Source organism: Saccharothrix sp. (genome assembly GCF_031180885.1).
Classification (GTDB): Bacteria; Actinomycetota; Actinomycetes; order Mycobacteriales; family Pseudonocardiaceae; genus Actinosynnema.
The window spans coordinates 1-15,542 of the sequence record NZ_JAPSLK010000074.1 but is presented as its reverse complement, the minus strand read 5'-3'; the positions used below and the strand labels follow the sequence as shown (position 1 = coordinate 15,542).

15 protein-coding genes are annotated in these 15,542 nt (G+C 72.8%); 13 read left to right on the top strand and 2 right to left on the bottom strand.

Going from position 1 to position 15,542, the window contains the following annotated elements; all coding sequences use genetic code 11:
• Nucleotides 1–4 precede the first annotated feature (4 nt).
• From RIN75_RS40035 to RIN75_RS40005, 7 genes are all read left to right on the top strand, one after another.
• Nucleotides 5–283 (top strand): SDR family NAD(P)-dependent oxidoreductase, encoded by a 279-nt coding sequence (locus RIN75_RS40035; RefSeq protein WP_309117331.1) that lies wholly within the window; start codon nucleotides 5–7, stop codon nucleotides 281–283.
• 77 nt (nucleotides 284–360) lie between these two features.
• Nucleotides 361–1,185, top strand: coding sequence for a hypothetical protein (locus tag RIN75_RS40030; protein ID WP_309117330.1), 825 nt, complete (start codon nucleotides 361–363; stop codon nucleotides 1,183–1,185).
• Nucleotides 1,186–1,195: 10 nt separating this feature from the next.
• The gene (locus RIN75_RS40025; RefSeq protein ID WP_309117329.1) at nucleotides 1,196–1,522 is read left to right on the top strand and encodes a hypothetical protein; all 327 of its coding nucleotides are present in this window, start codon (nucleotides 1,196–1,198) and stop codon (nucleotides 1,520–1,522) included.
• On the top strand, nucleotides 1,519–2,019 hold the full coding sequence (locus RIN75_RS40020; protein WP_309117328.1) for a hypothetical protein: 501 nt from the start codon (nucleotides 1,519–1,521) through the stop codon (nucleotides 2,017–2,019). Before RIN75_RS40025 ends, RIN75_RS40020 begins: the two co-directional genes overlap by 4 nt.
• The gene (locus tag RIN75_RS40015) at nucleotides 2,012–2,662 is read left to right on the top strand and encodes a hypothetical protein (protein WP_309117327.1); all 651 of its coding nucleotides are present in this window, start codon (nucleotides 2,012–2,014) and stop codon (nucleotides 2,660–2,662) included. Before RIN75_RS40020 ends, RIN75_RS40015 begins: the two co-directional genes overlap by 8 nt.
• A 16-nt stretch (nucleotides 2,663–2,678) precedes the next feature.
• Complete coding sequence (locus tag RIN75_RS40010; protein ID WP_309117326.1) at nucleotides 2,679–2,957, top strand: hypothetical protein; 279 nt, start codon at nucleotides 2,679–2,681, stop codon at nucleotides 2,955–2,957.
• A gap of 139 nt (nucleotides 2,958–3,096) precedes the next feature.
• Entirely contained in the window at nucleotides 3,097–3,456 is a 360-nt protein-coding gene (locus RIN75_RS40005; RefSeq protein WP_309117325.1) for a DUF6223 family protein, read from the top strand.
• Nucleotides 3,457–3,463: 7 nt separating this feature from the next.
• On the opposite strand, the gene RIN75_RS40000 is transcribed toward RIN75_RS40005, so the two are convergent.
• Nucleotides 3,464–4,018 carry a TetR/AcrR family transcriptional regulator gene (locus tag RIN75_RS40000; protein ID WP_309117324.1) on the bottom strand — a complete coding sequence of 185 codons (555 nt, stop codon included), beginning with the start codon at nucleotides 4,016–4,018 and terminating at the stop codon, nucleotides 3,464–3,466.
• A gap of 67 nt (nucleotides 4,019–4,085) precedes the next feature.
• Here RIN75_RS40000 and RIN75_RS39995 point away from each other — a divergent pair, with 67 nt between their 5' ends.
• Genes RIN75_RS39995 through RIN75_RS39985 form a run of 3 tightly spaced genes read left to right on the top strand, consistent with a single transcriptional unit; the run spans nucleotide 4,086 to nucleotide 5,783 of the window.
• Nucleotides 4,086–5,066 carry an alpha/beta hydrolase fold domain-containing protein gene (locus tag RIN75_RS39995; protein ID WP_309117323.1) on the top strand — a complete coding sequence of 327 codons (981 nt, stop codon included), beginning with the start codon at nucleotides 4,086–4,088 and terminating at the stop codon, nucleotides 5,064–5,066.
• A 37-nt stretch (nucleotides 5,067–5,103) separates the two neighbouring features.
• Nucleotides 5,104–5,397, top strand: a complete 294-nt coding sequence (locus RIN75_RS39990; protein WP_309117322.1) for a metalloregulator ArsR/SmtB family transcription factor — start codon at nucleotides 5,104–5,106, stop codon at nucleotides 5,395–5,397.
• Nucleotides 5,394–5,783, top strand: coding sequence for a VOC family protein (locus tag RIN75_RS39985; protein ID WP_309117321.1), 390 nt, complete (start codon nucleotides 5,394–5,396; stop codon nucleotides 5,781–5,783). The genes RIN75_RS39990 and RIN75_RS39985 overlap by 4 nt, the downstream gene beginning before the upstream one ends.
• 61 nt (nucleotides 5,784–5,844) lie before the next feature.
• On the opposite strand, the gene RIN75_RS39980 is transcribed toward RIN75_RS39985, so the two are convergent.
• Nucleotides 5,845–6,252, bottom strand: a complete 408-nt coding sequence (locus RIN75_RS39980) for a hypothetical protein (RefSeq protein ID WP_309117320.1) — start codon at nucleotides 6,250–6,252, stop codon at nucleotides 5,845–5,847.
• 402 nt (nucleotides 6,253–6,654) lie between these two features.
• Here RIN75_RS39980 and RIN75_RS39975 point away from each other — a divergent pair, with 402 nt between their 5' ends.
• The 3 genes from RIN75_RS39975 to RIN75_RS39965 all read left to right on the top strand — a co-directional run bounded on the left by RIN75_RS39975 (nucleotide 6,655) and on the right by RIN75_RS39965 (nucleotide 15,266).
• Complete coding sequence (locus RIN75_RS39975; protein ID WP_309117319.1) at nucleotides 6,655–7,830, top strand: geranylgeranyl reductase family protein; 1,176 nt, start codon at nucleotides 6,655–6,657, stop codon at nucleotides 7,828–7,830.
• Between the two features lie 105 nt (nucleotides 7,831–7,935).
• The gene (locus RIN75_RS39970) at nucleotides 7,936–14,124 is read left to right on the top strand and encodes a type I polyketide synthase (protein ID WP_309117318.1); all 6,189 of its coding nucleotides are present in this window, start codon (nucleotides 7,936–7,938) and stop codon (nucleotides 14,122–14,124) included.
• A 185-nt stretch (nucleotides 14,125–14,309) separates the two neighbouring features.
• On the top strand, nucleotides 14,310–15,266 hold the full coding sequence (locus RIN75_RS39965; RefSeq protein WP_309117350.1) for a TerC/Alx family metal homeostasis membrane protein: 957 nt from the start codon (nucleotides 14,310–14,312) through the stop codon (nucleotides 15,264–15,266).
• The last annotated feature ends 276 nt before the right edge of the window (nucleotides 15,267–15,542 follow it).

Sequence of the window (15,542 nt, the reverse complement as noted above, 5' to 3'; positions counted from 1 at the left end):
CGACGTGCTGGTCAACAACGCGGGCGTCACCGGTTCCGGCCAGGTCGGGCCGATGGACGCGGTCGACCGGGTACCCGGCACCGTGGACCTCGACATGGTCCGGTCGGTGTTCGAGACCAACGTCTTCGGGGTGATCGCGGTGACCAACGCCCTGCTGCCGCTGCTGCGCCGCTCACCCGCGCCCCGCGTGGTCGACGTCAGCAGCGCGGCGGGCTCGCTGAGCCTGGCCGCCGACGGCCCCACCGGCGGCTTCTTCAACGTCGACGGCCCGGTGCCCTGGTAGGCACTTCCCGAAAAGCGGCTACCCGGGGTATGTGGTCTAGTACGCTCGGCTGATCCACAGCGCTCGGGAGGTGCACAGTGGACGGTGGAGCCAGCCCTCAGCAGCGGCTGCAGGCGTACCGGCAGGCCTTGGGCGAGGACGGTGCGGACATCGGGCAGCTGCCCCCGGACACCGGCGAGCACGTCGGCAAGTCCCAGGACGACCTGGTCACCGTGACCGTCTCGCGCGGACGGGTCACGGACGTGGCAGTGCGGTCCGCGCCGGCGGAGGTCGCGGAACTGGACCGGCACCTGGCGGTCGCGGCGAACGCGGCGCTGGCCGCGTCCCGAGCGGTCTCGCCGACCGCCGAGGACCCCATGCCGGACCTCAACGCCCTGATGGGCAGGTTGGCCGAGGTCGGGGAGCGGAGCAGCCGGTTCCTGCGCCAGGTCGGGACGGCGGTGGACGAGGTCATCGCGAAGGTCGGTCCGCGGACCGGCATGCGCGGTGACCCGTCACCCACCGGCGTGGACGCGTTGTTCGCCGAGGCCACGGCCGTGGTGCGGGCGGCCCGCGACTCGCTGGGCGGGCTGGCGGGCGCCCAGGTCACCGGCTCCGGTTCGGACGAGGACCACGAGGTGTGGGTGACCATCGGCACCGACGGGAACGTGTCCCGCGTCGAGCTGTCGCCCGCGGTCCGGGACATGACCGCGCGCCAGTTCACCGACCGCGCCCGCCAGGCGCTCGACGCCGCGCTCGTCGACTGGACCGCGCAGCGCCGCGCCCAGCCGCCGGACGCGTCCACTGTGGACTTCGGTCGGCTGTCCGCGCAGGCCGAGGCGCTGCGCACGCAGAGCTTCGAGCAGCTGCGCGGGTACACGGCCAAGATGCGGTCGATCATGGGAAGCATCGGCGAGCCCTAGAGGGGGAGAAGTGTCCGGAGGCCTGAACCTCTCGGGTGAGTCCATCGGGCGGTCAGGGGACCAGCTCACCGGCACGGCCGAGCGCCTGGCCGGCGAGATCGCCTCGTTCCGCGCGAGCCTGGCGTCCTACGGCAACCCGTTCGGCGGGGACGACCTGGGCTCCGCCATGCAGATGATCTACGACGTGATCTCCGAGGCGGCGCTGGAGAGCTTCGAGGACAACGCGGGCGTGCTCACCGAGACCGGCGGCAAGCTGGTGGAGATGGGCGCCGAGTACGTCAACGTCGAGCAGGCCAACCAGAACCTGTTCACCGGGCTGGGAGGGGACGGCCGGTGACCACGGGTCTCATGCTGCCGCCGGAACTGTCCGGGCTGCTCAACACGCTGGGCTTCTCGTGGCCGGAGGGCGACGAGGGCAAGATCTTCGACATGGCGGGGGAGTGGATCGCGTTCGGCGACAAGCTGAGCGGGTCCGTCGCCCGGGCGCACGGCCAGGCCGAGGCGGTGTGGACGCAGAACGTCGCCGAGGCCGTCGAGAAGTTCAAGTCCTTCTGGGACGGTGGCGACGCGCCGAAGAAGAACCTGGAGGACGGCGCGACCGCGGCGGCCATGGTCGGCGCGGGCCTGTACGTGTGCGCGGCGGCGCTGATCGCCTTGAAGGTGGCCGTGATCGCGCAACTGGTGGTGCTGGCCATCCAGATCGCCCAGGCCATCGCGACGGCGGTGGTGACCTTCGGCGCGTCCCTGCTGGAGATCCCCATCTTCCGGCAGATCACCAAGCTGCTGCTGGACATGGCGCTGGACGTCGCGATCGACGCGGTGCTCAATGGCTAGGCGCGGCGGCGGTGGCGGGGCCGGGATCTTCAAGCCGATCCTGAACTGGCTGCGCAAGGGCCGGCGCTCCGGTGGTCCCTCGACCCCGGGCCGCACGCCGGGACGCGGGCCGGGCACGCCGGGTCCGCACACCACGAACCGGTACCCGCGGCAGAAGCCCATGCTGGACAAGTACAAGCACGAGACGGACCCGAACCACCCGGCCAACCCGTTCCCCGGCCGGTCCGTGCGCCGGCTCAACGACCAGGAACGCGAGGCGCACCGGGTGTTCATCGACGGGCAGGGCAACATGCGCCGCGCCCGGGACGGCTCGCTGTACGACACCAACCAGGGATCGTCGGCGTGGGGCGGCGGGCGGGCGATCTTCGTGATGGACGGGCGCGGCAACATCTACGCGTCCAACCACCACGCGGTCGGCCAGTTCCACCACTCGTCGCTGGCCGGCGGCCACCCGGTCGCCGCCGCGGGCGAGCTGTCGGTCACCAACGGCCGTGTCAACTACGCCACCGCCGCGAGCGGCCACTACCAGCCGGGCCCGGAGCACATGTCCAACCTGGCCCAGGAGTTCGGCCGCAACGGCATCCGCCCACCGATCTGGGACTTCCACGGCCCGACCCCCGGTGGCCGTCCGATGTTCTCCTGAGCCGAAGGACCTTGCAATGACCATCGAGCACCGCGCCGAGCTGAACGCCGTCGTCTACGGCCTGTTCCGGGCGCCCGCCCTGGACCGCGAGGTCGCGGCGAGCATGGTGGAGGCCATGATCGCCCGCGAGTACTTCGTGGACGGCCCGGAGGCCTACGAGAAGGCGCTCGCCCAGGCCCTGAGCCAGCCCGACCCGGTCACCGCCGACCTGGAGCCGCCGTACGGTGAGGCCGAGGTGCGCGCGTTCCTCAAGCTGGTGCACGAGGAACTGGTGAAGCGGAAGCCCTGGCGCTGAGGACTACCGCGGATGTCGTAGGCGGCGGGTTCCTGCGGCGGTCGCAGCAGCCGGGATTGTCCGCGTGCGGGGAACGACCCGAGGCGGGTCCGGGCGACATGATCGACGACGTAAGCAGTCGTTGAACTTGGAGGACATCATGTCGCAGATCATCGCCGCCGCGTCCGCGTTCACCGGTGAGGTCCTGGCCCAGTCCGCCGACCCCTACGCCTTCACCCCGGGCCGGACCTGGTCGCTGGTGGGCGCCGGGCTCGGGTTGGTCGGGGTCGTGATCGGGGTGCTGGCCCTCGTGAAGGGCGGCCGGTGGGCCTTCGCCGCCGTGGGGGCGGGGGTGGTCGGTGCCGGGATCGGCGCCTGGGTGGTGTCGGCCGCCGAGGGCGGTCCCGGGACCGGGTACGGCATCGTCGGCGGGTACATCGCGCTGGTGATCGGCGTGGTCGCCATCGCGCTCGGCGGGCTGGCGGTGGCCCGGTCCCGGCGCGTCACGACGACCCGCTGAGCCCGCCTCAGATGAAGTGCAGGCCGACCATGGCGATCAAAGCGTTGACGTCGGCCTCGACCATCGGTTCGCCGGTCATGCCCATGCGGTGCAGCAGGGTGCCGACGACCACGTCGATGAAGAACAGGACCCGGTGTTCGGGCTCGCCCCACGCCTCTTCCAGCGCGCGGCGGTACGGGTCCTGCAACCGGGTGGACAGGACTTCGCGCAGGCCCGGGTCGCTGACGGCGTCCACGAACACGCCCGCGAAGGCCGCGCCCACCCCCGGTTCGCCGATCTTGGCCGCGATCCAGCGGATGGCCGCGGCCATGTCCTCGGCGCGGTCGGCCCCGCGCACCGGCACGGGGCCGAGCGCGTCCACCAGGCAGTCCGCGATCAACGCGCCCTTCGACGGCCAGCGCCGGTAGATCGTCGTCTTCGCCACACCCGCCGCCGCCGCGATCCGGTCCATCGTCGCGCCCGCGTAACCGAGGTCGTGGACCGTTTTCAGGGTCGCGGCGAAGACCACGGCGTCGATGCCGGCGCGCGGGCGGCCCGGCGGCCGGGCGGAAGCGGGTGTCACGGGAGCAACCCTAGCCAATTCTGCTACTGTCAGTTTCGATACCGATGGTAGCGAAAAGGAGGGGGCCATGGGCGACGTCGAACGGCCGCCGCTGGGCATCCGGGTGCTGGCCGCGTTGGGCCGGCAACCGGACTGGCTGGCGCTGTCCGCCGAAGAACTGTCCGCCATCCGCGACGCGGAGAACCGCAAGCGCGCCTCGCGAAAGGCCCGGCTGGTCACCGGGCGGCCCGAGCGAGGGGTGGAGATCGGGTGGCAGGAGGTGGTGTTGGCCGACCGGGCGGTCCCGGTGCGGGTGCACCGACCGTCCGCGGGAGACGACCTCCCGCTCGTGCTGCACGTCCACGGCGGCGGGTTCGTCGGCACGGCGGTGCAATCCGACTGGGTGAACAGCCACCTCGCCAAACGCCTGCCCGCCGTGGTGGTGTCGGTCGAGCACCGACTGCTGGACCACGCCACCGCCCTGCCCGCGGCGGCCGACGACGGCTGGGACGTCCTGCGGCACGTGATCGAGCACGCGGGCCACTGGGGCGTCGACCCGGCGCGGGTCGCGGTGTTCGGCGAGAGCTTCGGCGGGCTGATCGCCGCGCTGGCCGCGCTGCGGGCCCGGGACGCGGGCCTGGCGCTGCGGGCGCAGGTGCTGGTCAACCCCGCTCTGGACGTCAGCGACACCGGCTTCGCCCACCGGTCGTTCGACCAGCACGGCGACAGCCCGACCCTGAGCACCCCGCAGATGCGGCTGCTCCAGCGGCTGGCCGTGCCGCCGGGGGTCGACCCCGTCCCGTTGTCCCCGTTGCGCGTCAACGACCTGGCGGGCCTGGCCCCGGCGCTGGTGGTGGTGCCGACCATCGACCCGGTCGCCGACCACGGCCGCCGCTACGTCGACCGGCTGCGCGCGGCCGGCACGCCCGCGCGGCTCACCGAGCACTTCGGGGCCACGCACGCGTTCCTGAGCATGCCGGGGGTCGTGCCGCACGCGAAGGCGGCACGGGCGGAGATCGTCGAGTTTCTCGGGGAGCGCCTGGGCGCGCGGGCCACCACCAAGGGGTGACTTGTCAGGCAAGTCGTCACTTGCCTATCGTGGGGGTGTGGACGAAGAGCTGTTCAAGGCGCTCGCCGACCCCACCCGCCGGCGCATCCTCGACGAGCTGGTGGAACGCAACGGGCAGACCTTGTTCGAGATCTGCGCCCGGCTGGTCACCAGGCACAACCTCGGACTCACCCGGCAGGCGGTCAGCCAGCACCTCGCCGTGCTGGAGGCCGCCGGCCTGGTCCGGTCGCGGCGCGAGGGCCGCTACAAGTTCCACGACCTCGACACCGAACCGCTCGAGCACATCGTGACGCGGTGGCTCAAGCCGACCCGACCGGAGGCAACCCCATGAGGATCCACCTGACCAGCGTGTTCGTCGACGACCAGGCCAAGGCGCTGAGCTTCTACACCGAGGTGCTGGGCTTCGTGACGAAGCACGACGTCCCGCTGGGCGCCGACCGGTGGCTGACCGTGGTCTCGCCGGAGGATCCCGAGGGCACCGAGCTGCTGCTGGAGCCCTCCGGCCACCCCGCGGTCAAGCCGTACAAGGAGGCGCTGTTCGAGGACGGCATCCCGGCCGCCTCCTTCCAGGTCGACGACCTGCGGGCCGAGCACGAGCGGCTGACCGCGCTCGGCGTGCGGTTCACCCAGCAGCCGCTGGAGACCCCGCCGGTGGTCACCGCCGTGCTGGACGACACGTGCGGCAACCTGATCCAGCTCTCCCAGAACCTTTCGTGAGCGCACGCCGCCGGCGCGACCGCGTGCGGCCGCGCCGGCGTTCAGTCCACAGTGGACTGGGTCAGACGCACTCGTGTCCGATGGCCTGCGGCTGCTCGAACGGGTTGGTCGGGTCCACGTAGCTCACGATGTGCACGCACAGGTGGTCGATGGGCGGGTTGGTCTGCGGGTAGACGTTCAGGTCCTGCCAGGTGTCCCCGGCCTCGACCCACTTCGCCTCCCACGGGTTGCTGTCCGCCACGCCGCCCGCGAACACGGTGACGTCGACGTGGATGTAGCGGCGGTCTGTGCACTCGACCGTCCACCCGGCCTCTCTGGCCGCCGGGTTCAGGTGGATGTCGGTCGTGGTGCAGCCGGCGGCGCTCGCCCCGGTGGTCGCGACCGCCGGGCCTGCCATGACGGTGAGCGCGCCGGTGGCCGCCGCCACGGCGGCGAACGTCCGGACGGCGTGCTCGCGGAACTTCGGCACTGGGCCTCCCCTGCCAGTATTGGTCTGGACCTCTCCGATTCTGGTCGGCCCTTTCGGTGACCACCTACCGCCGTTCGGGCGCGTCGACCGTCACACGCGGACGGGCTTGAAAATCACGATCTCTTGTGGCATGGGCCAATTGTTGTCCACAGTGGACGGTCACGACGCGACGCCGGGTAGACCCGTCTTCGTGGTGAAACCACTTCAAACATGCCGATTCGTGTGCATTGTGGGCAACCCGCCGCGCACCGGGACCGGGCAATCGTGGCCGGGAGGGATGGCGTGCGCACCCGGTCGGGTGGACGGGCCGCGACGCTCTGCGGGTGTCGGGATGCCGAAGGTAGGCATGGGGAACGACGGGATTTCCGTCGCATGTGGACCCGACCGCGACGAGGTGGCTGCGTGGCAACCGAGGGGAACGAGCTGTGGGACGTCGTGGTCGTCGGCGCCGGACCCGCCGGGGCGTCGGCGGCCCGGGTGGCGGCCGAGGCCGGCGGGCGGGTGCTGCTGCTGGAACGCGCCGCCGTCCCGCGCTACAAGACCTGCGGCGGCGGCCTGATCGGGTGCTCGCAGACCCACCTGCCCGAGGGCCTGGGGGTGGCCGTCCACGACGAGATCGAGGCGGTCACCTTCGGCCTGGGCGGGCGGCGGCAGCGCACGCTGGCCAGCGACGGGCCGCTGCGCTGCAAGATGGTGTTCCGCGACGACCTCGACGCCGCGCTGACCAGGGTCGCCGCCGAGGCCGGCGCGGTCGTGCGGGACCGGACGACCGTGGTCGGGATCGAGGACCACCACGACGTGGTCACCCTGCGCACCGGGTCCGGTGACGTGGTCCGCACTCGTGCGCTGGTGGGCGCGGACGGCAGCGCGAGCCGGGTCGGCCGCCACGTGGGCGTGCAGTGCGAGCAGGTGGACCTGGCGCTGGAGGTCGAGGTCCCGGTCGACCGGGGGACCGCGGCCGGGTGGCGCGGCCGGATGCTGCTGGAGTGGGGGCCGCTGCCGGGTTCCTTCGGCTGGGTGTTCCCGAAGGGTGACGTCTGCACGGCGGGTGTGGTCGCGGCGCGCGGGCAGGGCGAGGCGACCCGGGACTACATGCGTGACTTCCTCGACCGCCACGGCTTGGCGCACCTGACCCCGCTGCACGACACGGGCCACCTGACCCGGTGCCGCCGGCCCGACTCGCCGCTGGCGCGGCACCGCACCCTGGTCGCCGGCGACGCCGCCGGGTTGTGCGACCCCTGGTCGAGGGAGGGGATCTCGTTCGCGCTGCGGTCCGGGACGTGGGCCGGGGAGGCGGCGGTGCGGGTGGCGAAGGCGGAGCACGAGCCGGACCTGGCCCGTGCGCGGGACCAGTACGTGGCCGCCGTGCGCTCGACGCTCGAAGTCGAGATGCGGGCGTCCCGCCGGATCATGGACGTCTTCACCTGGCGCCCCGGTGTGCTGCACACGGCCCTGACCGCGGTGCCGCCGGTGTGGCGCCGGGTCGACGCCTACCTGACCGGCAGCACCACCATCCCCGCCGTGCTCGGCACACCCGCCGCTCGCGCGGCCCTGCGGGCGATCGACCTCTTCCGGTGACCACCGGACCGACCCCACCGGCCCGTCCCCAGACCGTCCCCACCGGTTTGACCCACCAGACCGTCCCCACCGGCCTGACCGACCGGACGCAGAAGGGACCCAGCTGTGGACGACGTGCGACGGCAGACCCCCGTGGCGATCATCGGCACCGGGTGCCGGGCCCCCGGCGGGGTGGTGTCCGCGGAAGACCTGTGGCAGGTGCTGCTCGACCGCCGGGACGTGGTCGCCACGTCGAGCCCGGCGCTGCGCTGGCCCGAGCACGAACGCCCCGTGCCCGCCGACCTCGCCCACACCGGGGCGTTGGACAACGGGTCGTTCATCGAGGGCGTCGAACTGTTCGACCCGGGGTTCTTCGGCGTGCCGGTCAAGGACGCGCCCACCGTCGACCCGCAGCACCGGCTGCTCATGGAGACCACGTGGGAGGCGCTGGAGGACGCGGGCGTGCCGCCGCGCTCGCTGGCCGGGACGCGGACCGGGCTCTTCGTGGGCATCTCGACCGCCGACTACGCCAAGCGGTTCCCCCTCGCCGACCTCAACGTCTACCACGGGATCTCCGCGGTTCCTTCGGGCGCTCCGGGGCGGATCTCGTACATCCTCGACGTCAACGGGCCGTCCGTCGCGGTGGACGGGGCGTGCGCGTCGTCGCTGGTCGCGGTGCACCTGGCGTGCCGGGCGCTGGAGTCCGGGGAGGCGGACCTGGCGGTGGCCGGGGGCGCGACCGTGCAGTTGGAGTGGGGCGGGCTGATCGGGTTCGCGCGGGCCGGGGCGTTGTCGGCGCGCGGGCGGTGTGCGGCTTTCGACGTGAGCGCGGACGGGTTCGTGCGGGGCGAGGGGGCCGGGATGGTGGTCCTCAAGCGGTTGGCCGACGCGCAGCGCGACGGGGACCGGGTGCTGGCGGTCATCACGGGCAGCGCGATCAACCACGCCGGGCGGGTCCAGGGCATGACCCAGCCGTCGCGGGCCGCGCAGCGGGCGGTGGTGATGGCGGCGATGCGCGGTGCGGGCGTGGTTCCCGACGACATCGGGTACGTCGAGGCGCACGGGACGGGGACGCCGGTGGGTGACCCGATCGAGTTCGGGGCGCTGTTGGACGCGTACGGGTCGTCGGCGGTGCCGTGCGCGTTGGGGTCGTTGAAGACGAACTTCGGGCACCCGGAGAGCGCGGCGGGGGTGCTGGGGCTGATCAAGGCGGCGCTGGCGGTGGGGCGCGGGGTGATCCCGGCGAACCTGCACTTCACGCGGTGGAACCCGGAGATCGGGGCGGAGGGGACCCGGTTCTACGTTCCGACGGAGACCACCCCGTGGTCGGGGTCTTCGTCAGGGGCTTTGGCGGGGTCTTCGTCGGTGCGTTCGGCGGGGCGTTCGTCGGGGCCGCGGCGGGCGGCGGTGTCGGCGTTCGGCGTGACCGGGGCGAACTCGCACGTGATCGTGGAGGAGGCGCCGGCGGCTTCGGGTTCTTGCCATGGTGCTCGGAAGCCGGTGTTCGGGCCGTTGGTGCACGCGGTGTCGGCGGCGTCGGGTGGTGGGCTCGCGGCGACGGCGGGGCGGCTGGCTGATCACGTGGAATCGGCGCGAGTTCGCCCGGCCGATGTCGCTCACACGCTTGCGGTGCACCGGAGTCACCTGTCGACGCGGGCTTGCGTGGTGGCGGCCGATCGGGAGGAGTTGGTGGCCGGGCTGCGGGCGGTGGCACGAGGGGAGGAGCACCCGGCGGTGGTCGCGGGGGCGACGGGTGAGCCGGAGTCGCCGGTGTGGGTGTTCTCGGGTCACGGGTCGCAGTGGGCCGGGATGGGCCGGGACCTGCTCGACCGCGACGAAACCTTCACCAACATGATCGACCGCTTGGACCGCGTGGCCTCCGGCCCCCGGTTCGATCATCTCATGGGGTACCGACAAAAGCCGGTGTCGGTGCGGCGGATGTTGGAGTCTCGTGCGCCGGTGGAGCGCATGGATGTGGTGCAGCCCTTGGTGTTCGCGGTGCAGACCGCGTTGGCCGAGGTGTGGCGGGAGTGGGGGGTTCGGCCTGCCGCTGTGGTCGGGCACTCGATGGGGGAGGCCGCGGCGGCGGTTGCTGCGGGGATCCTCACGCCTGAGGACGGGATGCGGATCACGTTGGTGCGGTCCTCGCTGCTGCAACGGGTCGCGGGTGGGTGCATGGCGGTCGTGGCGTTGCCCGTCGAGCAGGTCGAGGAGGAGATCGAGGGGGTTGACGGGGTTTCCGTTGCCGTCGTCACCGCGCCTGCGTCGACCGTGGTGGCTGGTGGGCCGGATGTGGTGGAACGGTTGCTCCGGGGGTGGCAGGAGCGGGGGGTGTTCGGCAAGCGGATCGCGGTGGAGGTCGCGGCGCATTCGCCGCAGGTCGACCCGATCTTGGGTGACGTGGCGAGGTTGACCTCGTGGCTGGCGGGTGCGCCGGCGCGGGTGCCGTTCTACTCGACGGCCGGTGACCCGCGGGCACCCGTCGTGTTCGACAGCGCGTACTGGGCGCGCAACCTGCGTGTCCCGGTGCGGTTCGACCTCGCCAGTCGGGCGCTGGTGGAGGACGGGCACCGGGTGTTCCTGGAGATCTCGCCGCATCCGCTGCTGACCCAAGCCGTTGAGGAGACCGCCTCGGTCTTGCGGAGTCCGGTGACGACCGTGCCCTCCCTGCTGCGCGAGCAGGACTGCGCCAAGGTGCTGCGCCGGGCCGCGGCGGCGCTGCACGTCGCCGGCGTGCCGGTGGACCTCGACGCGGTCAACGGCGGCGGGGCGTTCACCGCCTTGCCGCCCACCGCGTTCGACCGCGCCCGGCACTGGCGGGAACCGGCGTCCGGGTCGCGGGGCACGTCCGCGCACATGTGGCTGGGCGACCGCTCCGCGGTGCCCGACCCCGACGCCGAGGACCGCACCCGGCACGTCTGGTCCGCCGACCTGGGCACCGACCGCGTCGACTGGCTGGCCCAGCACACGCTCCGCGGCAACCCGCTGGTCCCCGGCGCGGCCCACGTCGAACTGCTCCTGACCGCCGCCGCCGACCTGCTCGGCCGCACCCCGGACCAGGTGTGCCTGACCGACGTCCGCTTCGAGCGGATGGTGCCGCTGGCCGGCTCGGTGCCGGTGCAGGTCGCCGCGACCCGCACCGCCGGGCACGTCAACCTGGAGGTCGTCCAGCACAGCGGCGGCGGGTGGGACCGCGTCGCCTCGGCCACCGCCACCCGGTGCGAGGCGGCCGTGGACGTCCGCGACTCGTTGCCCCTGCCCACCACGACTTGGTCCACCGACGCCCTGTACGAGGGCTTCCGGCGGATGGGCCTGGACACCGGCCCGGCGTTCCACTCCATCGACGCGATCGCCGACGGTGGCGTGACCAGGCTGCGCGTGCCCGACGAAGCCGCCATCACCACCAGGGCCCCCGAGGTGCACCCGGTGCTGTTCGACGGCTGCATCCTGTCGGTGGCGAGCCTGCTGGTGGACCCCGACGCGGACAGCCCGTGGCTGCCCACCCGGATCGGCGCGATCATGCTCCCGCGCGACCCGAGCCGCATCACGTGGGTGCGACCTGAAGTGCGGCGCGACGGCCCGGACGCCGCGACCGGCCGCGCCGACCTCTACGACGAGGCGGGGGAGTGGGTCGGCGCGCTCGACGAGGTCGAACTCGTGCGCAACACCGCGACCTCCGCCGACCGGACCCGGCTGAACTCCCGGCTGTTCGAGATCACGTGGGTGCCCGCGCCCCTGCCCGAGGCCTCCTCGGAAGCCGGCGCCTGGCACGTGGTGGCCGAACCCGGCGACCGCACCGGCCTGCCGGACGCGATCACCGCCGGCATCGAGGCCCGGGGCGGTCGGGTCGTCGGCATGGGTGAGGCGACCGGTGTCGTCTGGTGCGCCACGGGCGACCTCGACGATCTCGACCGCGTGACGCGGGTGGTGGAGTTGCTGCGCGAGCACGCGGACCACCCGTCGCCGCCCCGGTTGTGGCTGGTCAGCGCGAACGCGCGGGCGGTCCTCGACGGCGACCCGGTGGTGCCCGGCGTGTGCGCGCTGCGCGGGGTGCTGCGGGTGGCGTCCATCGAACAGCCGCAGTCCGCGGTGACCTGGGTGGACGGCGACGACGCCGACGACCTGGTCGCGGAACTGCTCGCGGGCACCGCCGAGACCGAGGTCGCGTGGCGGTCCGGCCTGCGCCACGCGGCGCGGCTGACCCACGCCCCGCTGGCCATTCGACCGCCGCGCACGGCCGGTGAACGGGACGTCGTCGCGGGCGAGGACCGGTACGTGCTCGAACCCGACCCGGACGGCGGCCTGGAACGGCTGCGCCTGGTCGCCACCGGCGAACCCCGACCCGAACCGGGACCCGGGCAGCTCCTGCTGCGCCCGGCGGCGGCCACCGTGCACTTCCGGGACGTCCTGATCGCGCTGGGCATCTACCCCACCGACGACGGACAGCTCCCGGCGCTGGGTTCCGACGCCGCCGGCGTGGTGCTGGCGGTCGGCCCCGGGGTCGACGACTTCCGGCCCGGCAACCACGTGGTCAGCGTCGTGCCGGACGGCACCGGGACCATGGCGTCGGAGTGCCTGGTGTCGGCCGACTTCACCGTGCCGGTGCCGGACGGGGTGGACCCGGTGGACATCGTCCCGTCCGTGCTGACCTACCTCACCGCGTGGCACTCGCTGCACGACCTCGCCCGCCTGCGCGAGGGCGAGACCGTCCTGATCCACTCGGCCGCCGGCGGCACCGGCCTGGCCGCGGTCGAGGTGGCCCGGCTGCTCGGCGCGTCGGTGATCGGCACCGCCGGCACCGAGGCCAAGCGCCGCCACCTGCGCGCGCACGGCGTGCCGCACGTCTTCGACTCGCGCACCCTCGACTTCGCCGACCAGGTCCGGGAGCTGACCGGCGGGCGCGGGGTCGACGTGGTCCTCAACTCCCTGACCGGGGCGGCGATGCGGGCCTCGCTGGGCCTGCTCGCCCCGACCGGGCGGTTCGTCGAGATCGGCAAACGCGACCTGTACGACGGGGCGCGCGTCGACCTCGGCGCGTTCCGGCACGGCGTCACCTACACCGCCCTCGACCTCGTGCTCACCGCGCTCGAACAGCCGGCGGTGTTCCGGGCGGCGCTGCGGAGGGTGGCGGCGGAGATCAGGGACCGGCGCCTGCCGTTGCTGCCCAGGGAGGTCGTGCCGTTGCCCGAGGCGGCGGAGGGCTTCAAGAGGCTGGCGTCCGGTGACCACATTGGACGGATCGCCATCGAATTCCCGCCGCCGGGGCAACGGATGCGGGTGTTCGCACGGGCCCGGGGCGCGGTCGTGCGGCCGGGTGCGGCGTACATCATCACCGGCGGCACGCGCGGGTTGGGGCTGGAGGCCGCGCGGTGGCTCGCCTCGCTCGGGGCCGGGCGCGTGGTGCTGGGCGGTCGTTCGGAGGCCGGGCCGATCGACGTGGGGTGTCCGGTGGAGGTCGTGCGCGGGGACGTGGTCGATCCCGAGACCGTGCGCCGCCTGGTGAAAGCCGCCGGACCGGACCTGCGCGGCGTGCTGCACACCGCCGTGGTCCTCGACGACACGCCGATCACCGGCATCACGCCGGACCGGCTCGAACGGGTGTGGCACCCCAAGGTGACCGGCCTGGTCAACCTGCACGAGGCGACCCGGGAGCACGACCTGGACTGGCTGGTGGTGTTCTCGTCCATGGCGGCGCTGCTGGGCAACGCGGGCCAGGTCAACTACGCCGCCGCCGGCGCGTGGGTGGACGCCTTCGCCCGGTGGCGGCACGACCGGGGCCTGCCCACCCTGTCGGTGGACTGGGGCGCGTGGGGCGAGGCCGGTCGGGCGACCCACTTCGCGGCACGCGGCTTCGACACCATCTCCACCACCGACGGGTTCACAGCACTGGGTGAACTTCTCCGCCACCAACGGGTGAACACGGGCGTGTTCGACTACCAGCCCGACCGCCTCTTCCGCGCCTTCCCGCACGCCCGGCACAACCCGCTGCTGGCCGACCTGGAGGACGGTCCCGCGGTGGTGCTGGAGGGCGACGCGCCGGCGGCCCGGGTCCGGGCGGAGGAACCCGGCCCGGCGCGGGTGCAGGCGGTGTGCGAGGCGGTCGTGCACGCGCTGGCCACGTTGCTGGGCACGCAGCCGTCCGCCGTGCCGGCCCACGCGAAGTTCACCGACGTGGGCCTGGACTCGCTGCTTGCGGTGGCCCTGACCCGGCGGCTCCAGACCGACCTGGAGATCGCGCTGACCCCGGCGGAGGTGTGGGCGCACCCGTCGCCGGCGGAACTGGCCGCGCACGTCGAGTCCGTGCTGCCCGGGTGACCGACCTCCTTTACCGTTCCTTTAACGAGTGTGGGACACTGGTGGTGAGGGGAGTACTTCCCAAGCGTCTGACCGGTCAATACGGACACCCCTGCGTGTCCCCGGCAGGCCGCCCGCGGCACGGGTGAAGGAGACCTCGAGCACTCGGTGTTCGAGGAGGTAGTGTGCCCGGTTCAACGCACATCCTGGCGGAGTCCGCCGCGCCCGTGGGGACCCCGGCGTTGTGGGTGGTCAGCGTGGTCGTCCTGCTGGGGCTGCTGGTCGTCGACTTCGTGGTCACCCGACGCCCGCACGAGGTGTCGATGAAGGAAGCCGTCGGCTGGTCGGTGTTCTACCTGGCGCTGCCGGTGGTGTTCGGGGTGTGGCTGTGGTTCGCCGCGGGCACCGACCGGGCCTTGGAGTTCATGACCGGGTTCGTGGTCGAGAAGTCCCTGTCCGTGGACAACCTGTTCGTGTTCATGCTGCTGCTGGGCGCTTTCGCGGTGCCGGCGGCGGTGCAGCAGCGGGTGCTGCTGTACGGGATCGTCGGCGCGCTGGTGCTGCGGGGTGTGTTCATCGCGGCGGGCGCGGCGATGCTGGCGGCGGGGACGTGGGCGTTCCTGGTGTTCGGCGTGGTCCTGTTCGTCTCGGCGGTGAAGGTCATGCGGCAGGGTGACGCCGAGCCCGATGTGGCGAACATGCGCTCGGTCCGGTTGCTGCGCCGGGTGATGCCGGTGACCGACGACTACCACGGGGCCCGGCTGACCGTGCGGGAGAAGGGGAAGCGGGCGTTGACGCCGTTGGCGGTCGTGGTGGTGGCGGTGTTCGCGACCGACGTGGTGTTCGCGGTGGACTCGGTGCCGGCGGTGTACGGGATCACCGAGGACCCGTATCTGGTGTTCGCCACCAACGCCTTCGCGCTGTTGGGGTTGCGGGCGCTGTACTTCGTGCTGCACGCGGCGCTGGCGAAGCTGGTGCACCTCAACCACGGGCTGGCGATCATCCTGGCGTTCATCGGGGTGAAGTTGGTGCTGCACTGGGCGCACGGGATCTGGCCGGCCGTCCCGGAGATCCCGACGCCGTTGTCGCTGGCGGTGATCATCGGCACCCTGGCGGTGGTCACGTTCACCAGCCTCCGAGCAAGCCGCCGAGCCGAGGCCTGACGCTCGCGGCCGAGCCGAGCCCTGACACCCGCCGCCGCGCCGAGGCCTGACAACCGGTGCCGAGCCGAGGCACCTGACTTCCGCCGAGCACGCCCACCGCAGCCGCCGTCCAAATCGGACAACCCACCAACCGGCCGCGTGCTTTTGCGCCGCAGGCGCTCCCCGGGCTTGCCAAGCCACAGGAAGGGCCTCGGTTCGTCCCCCGTACGGCCTGGGCGCAGCCCAACCGCGCTTCGCCCTTCCTGGCAACCAGCTTTACCGGTTGCCAGGAAGGGC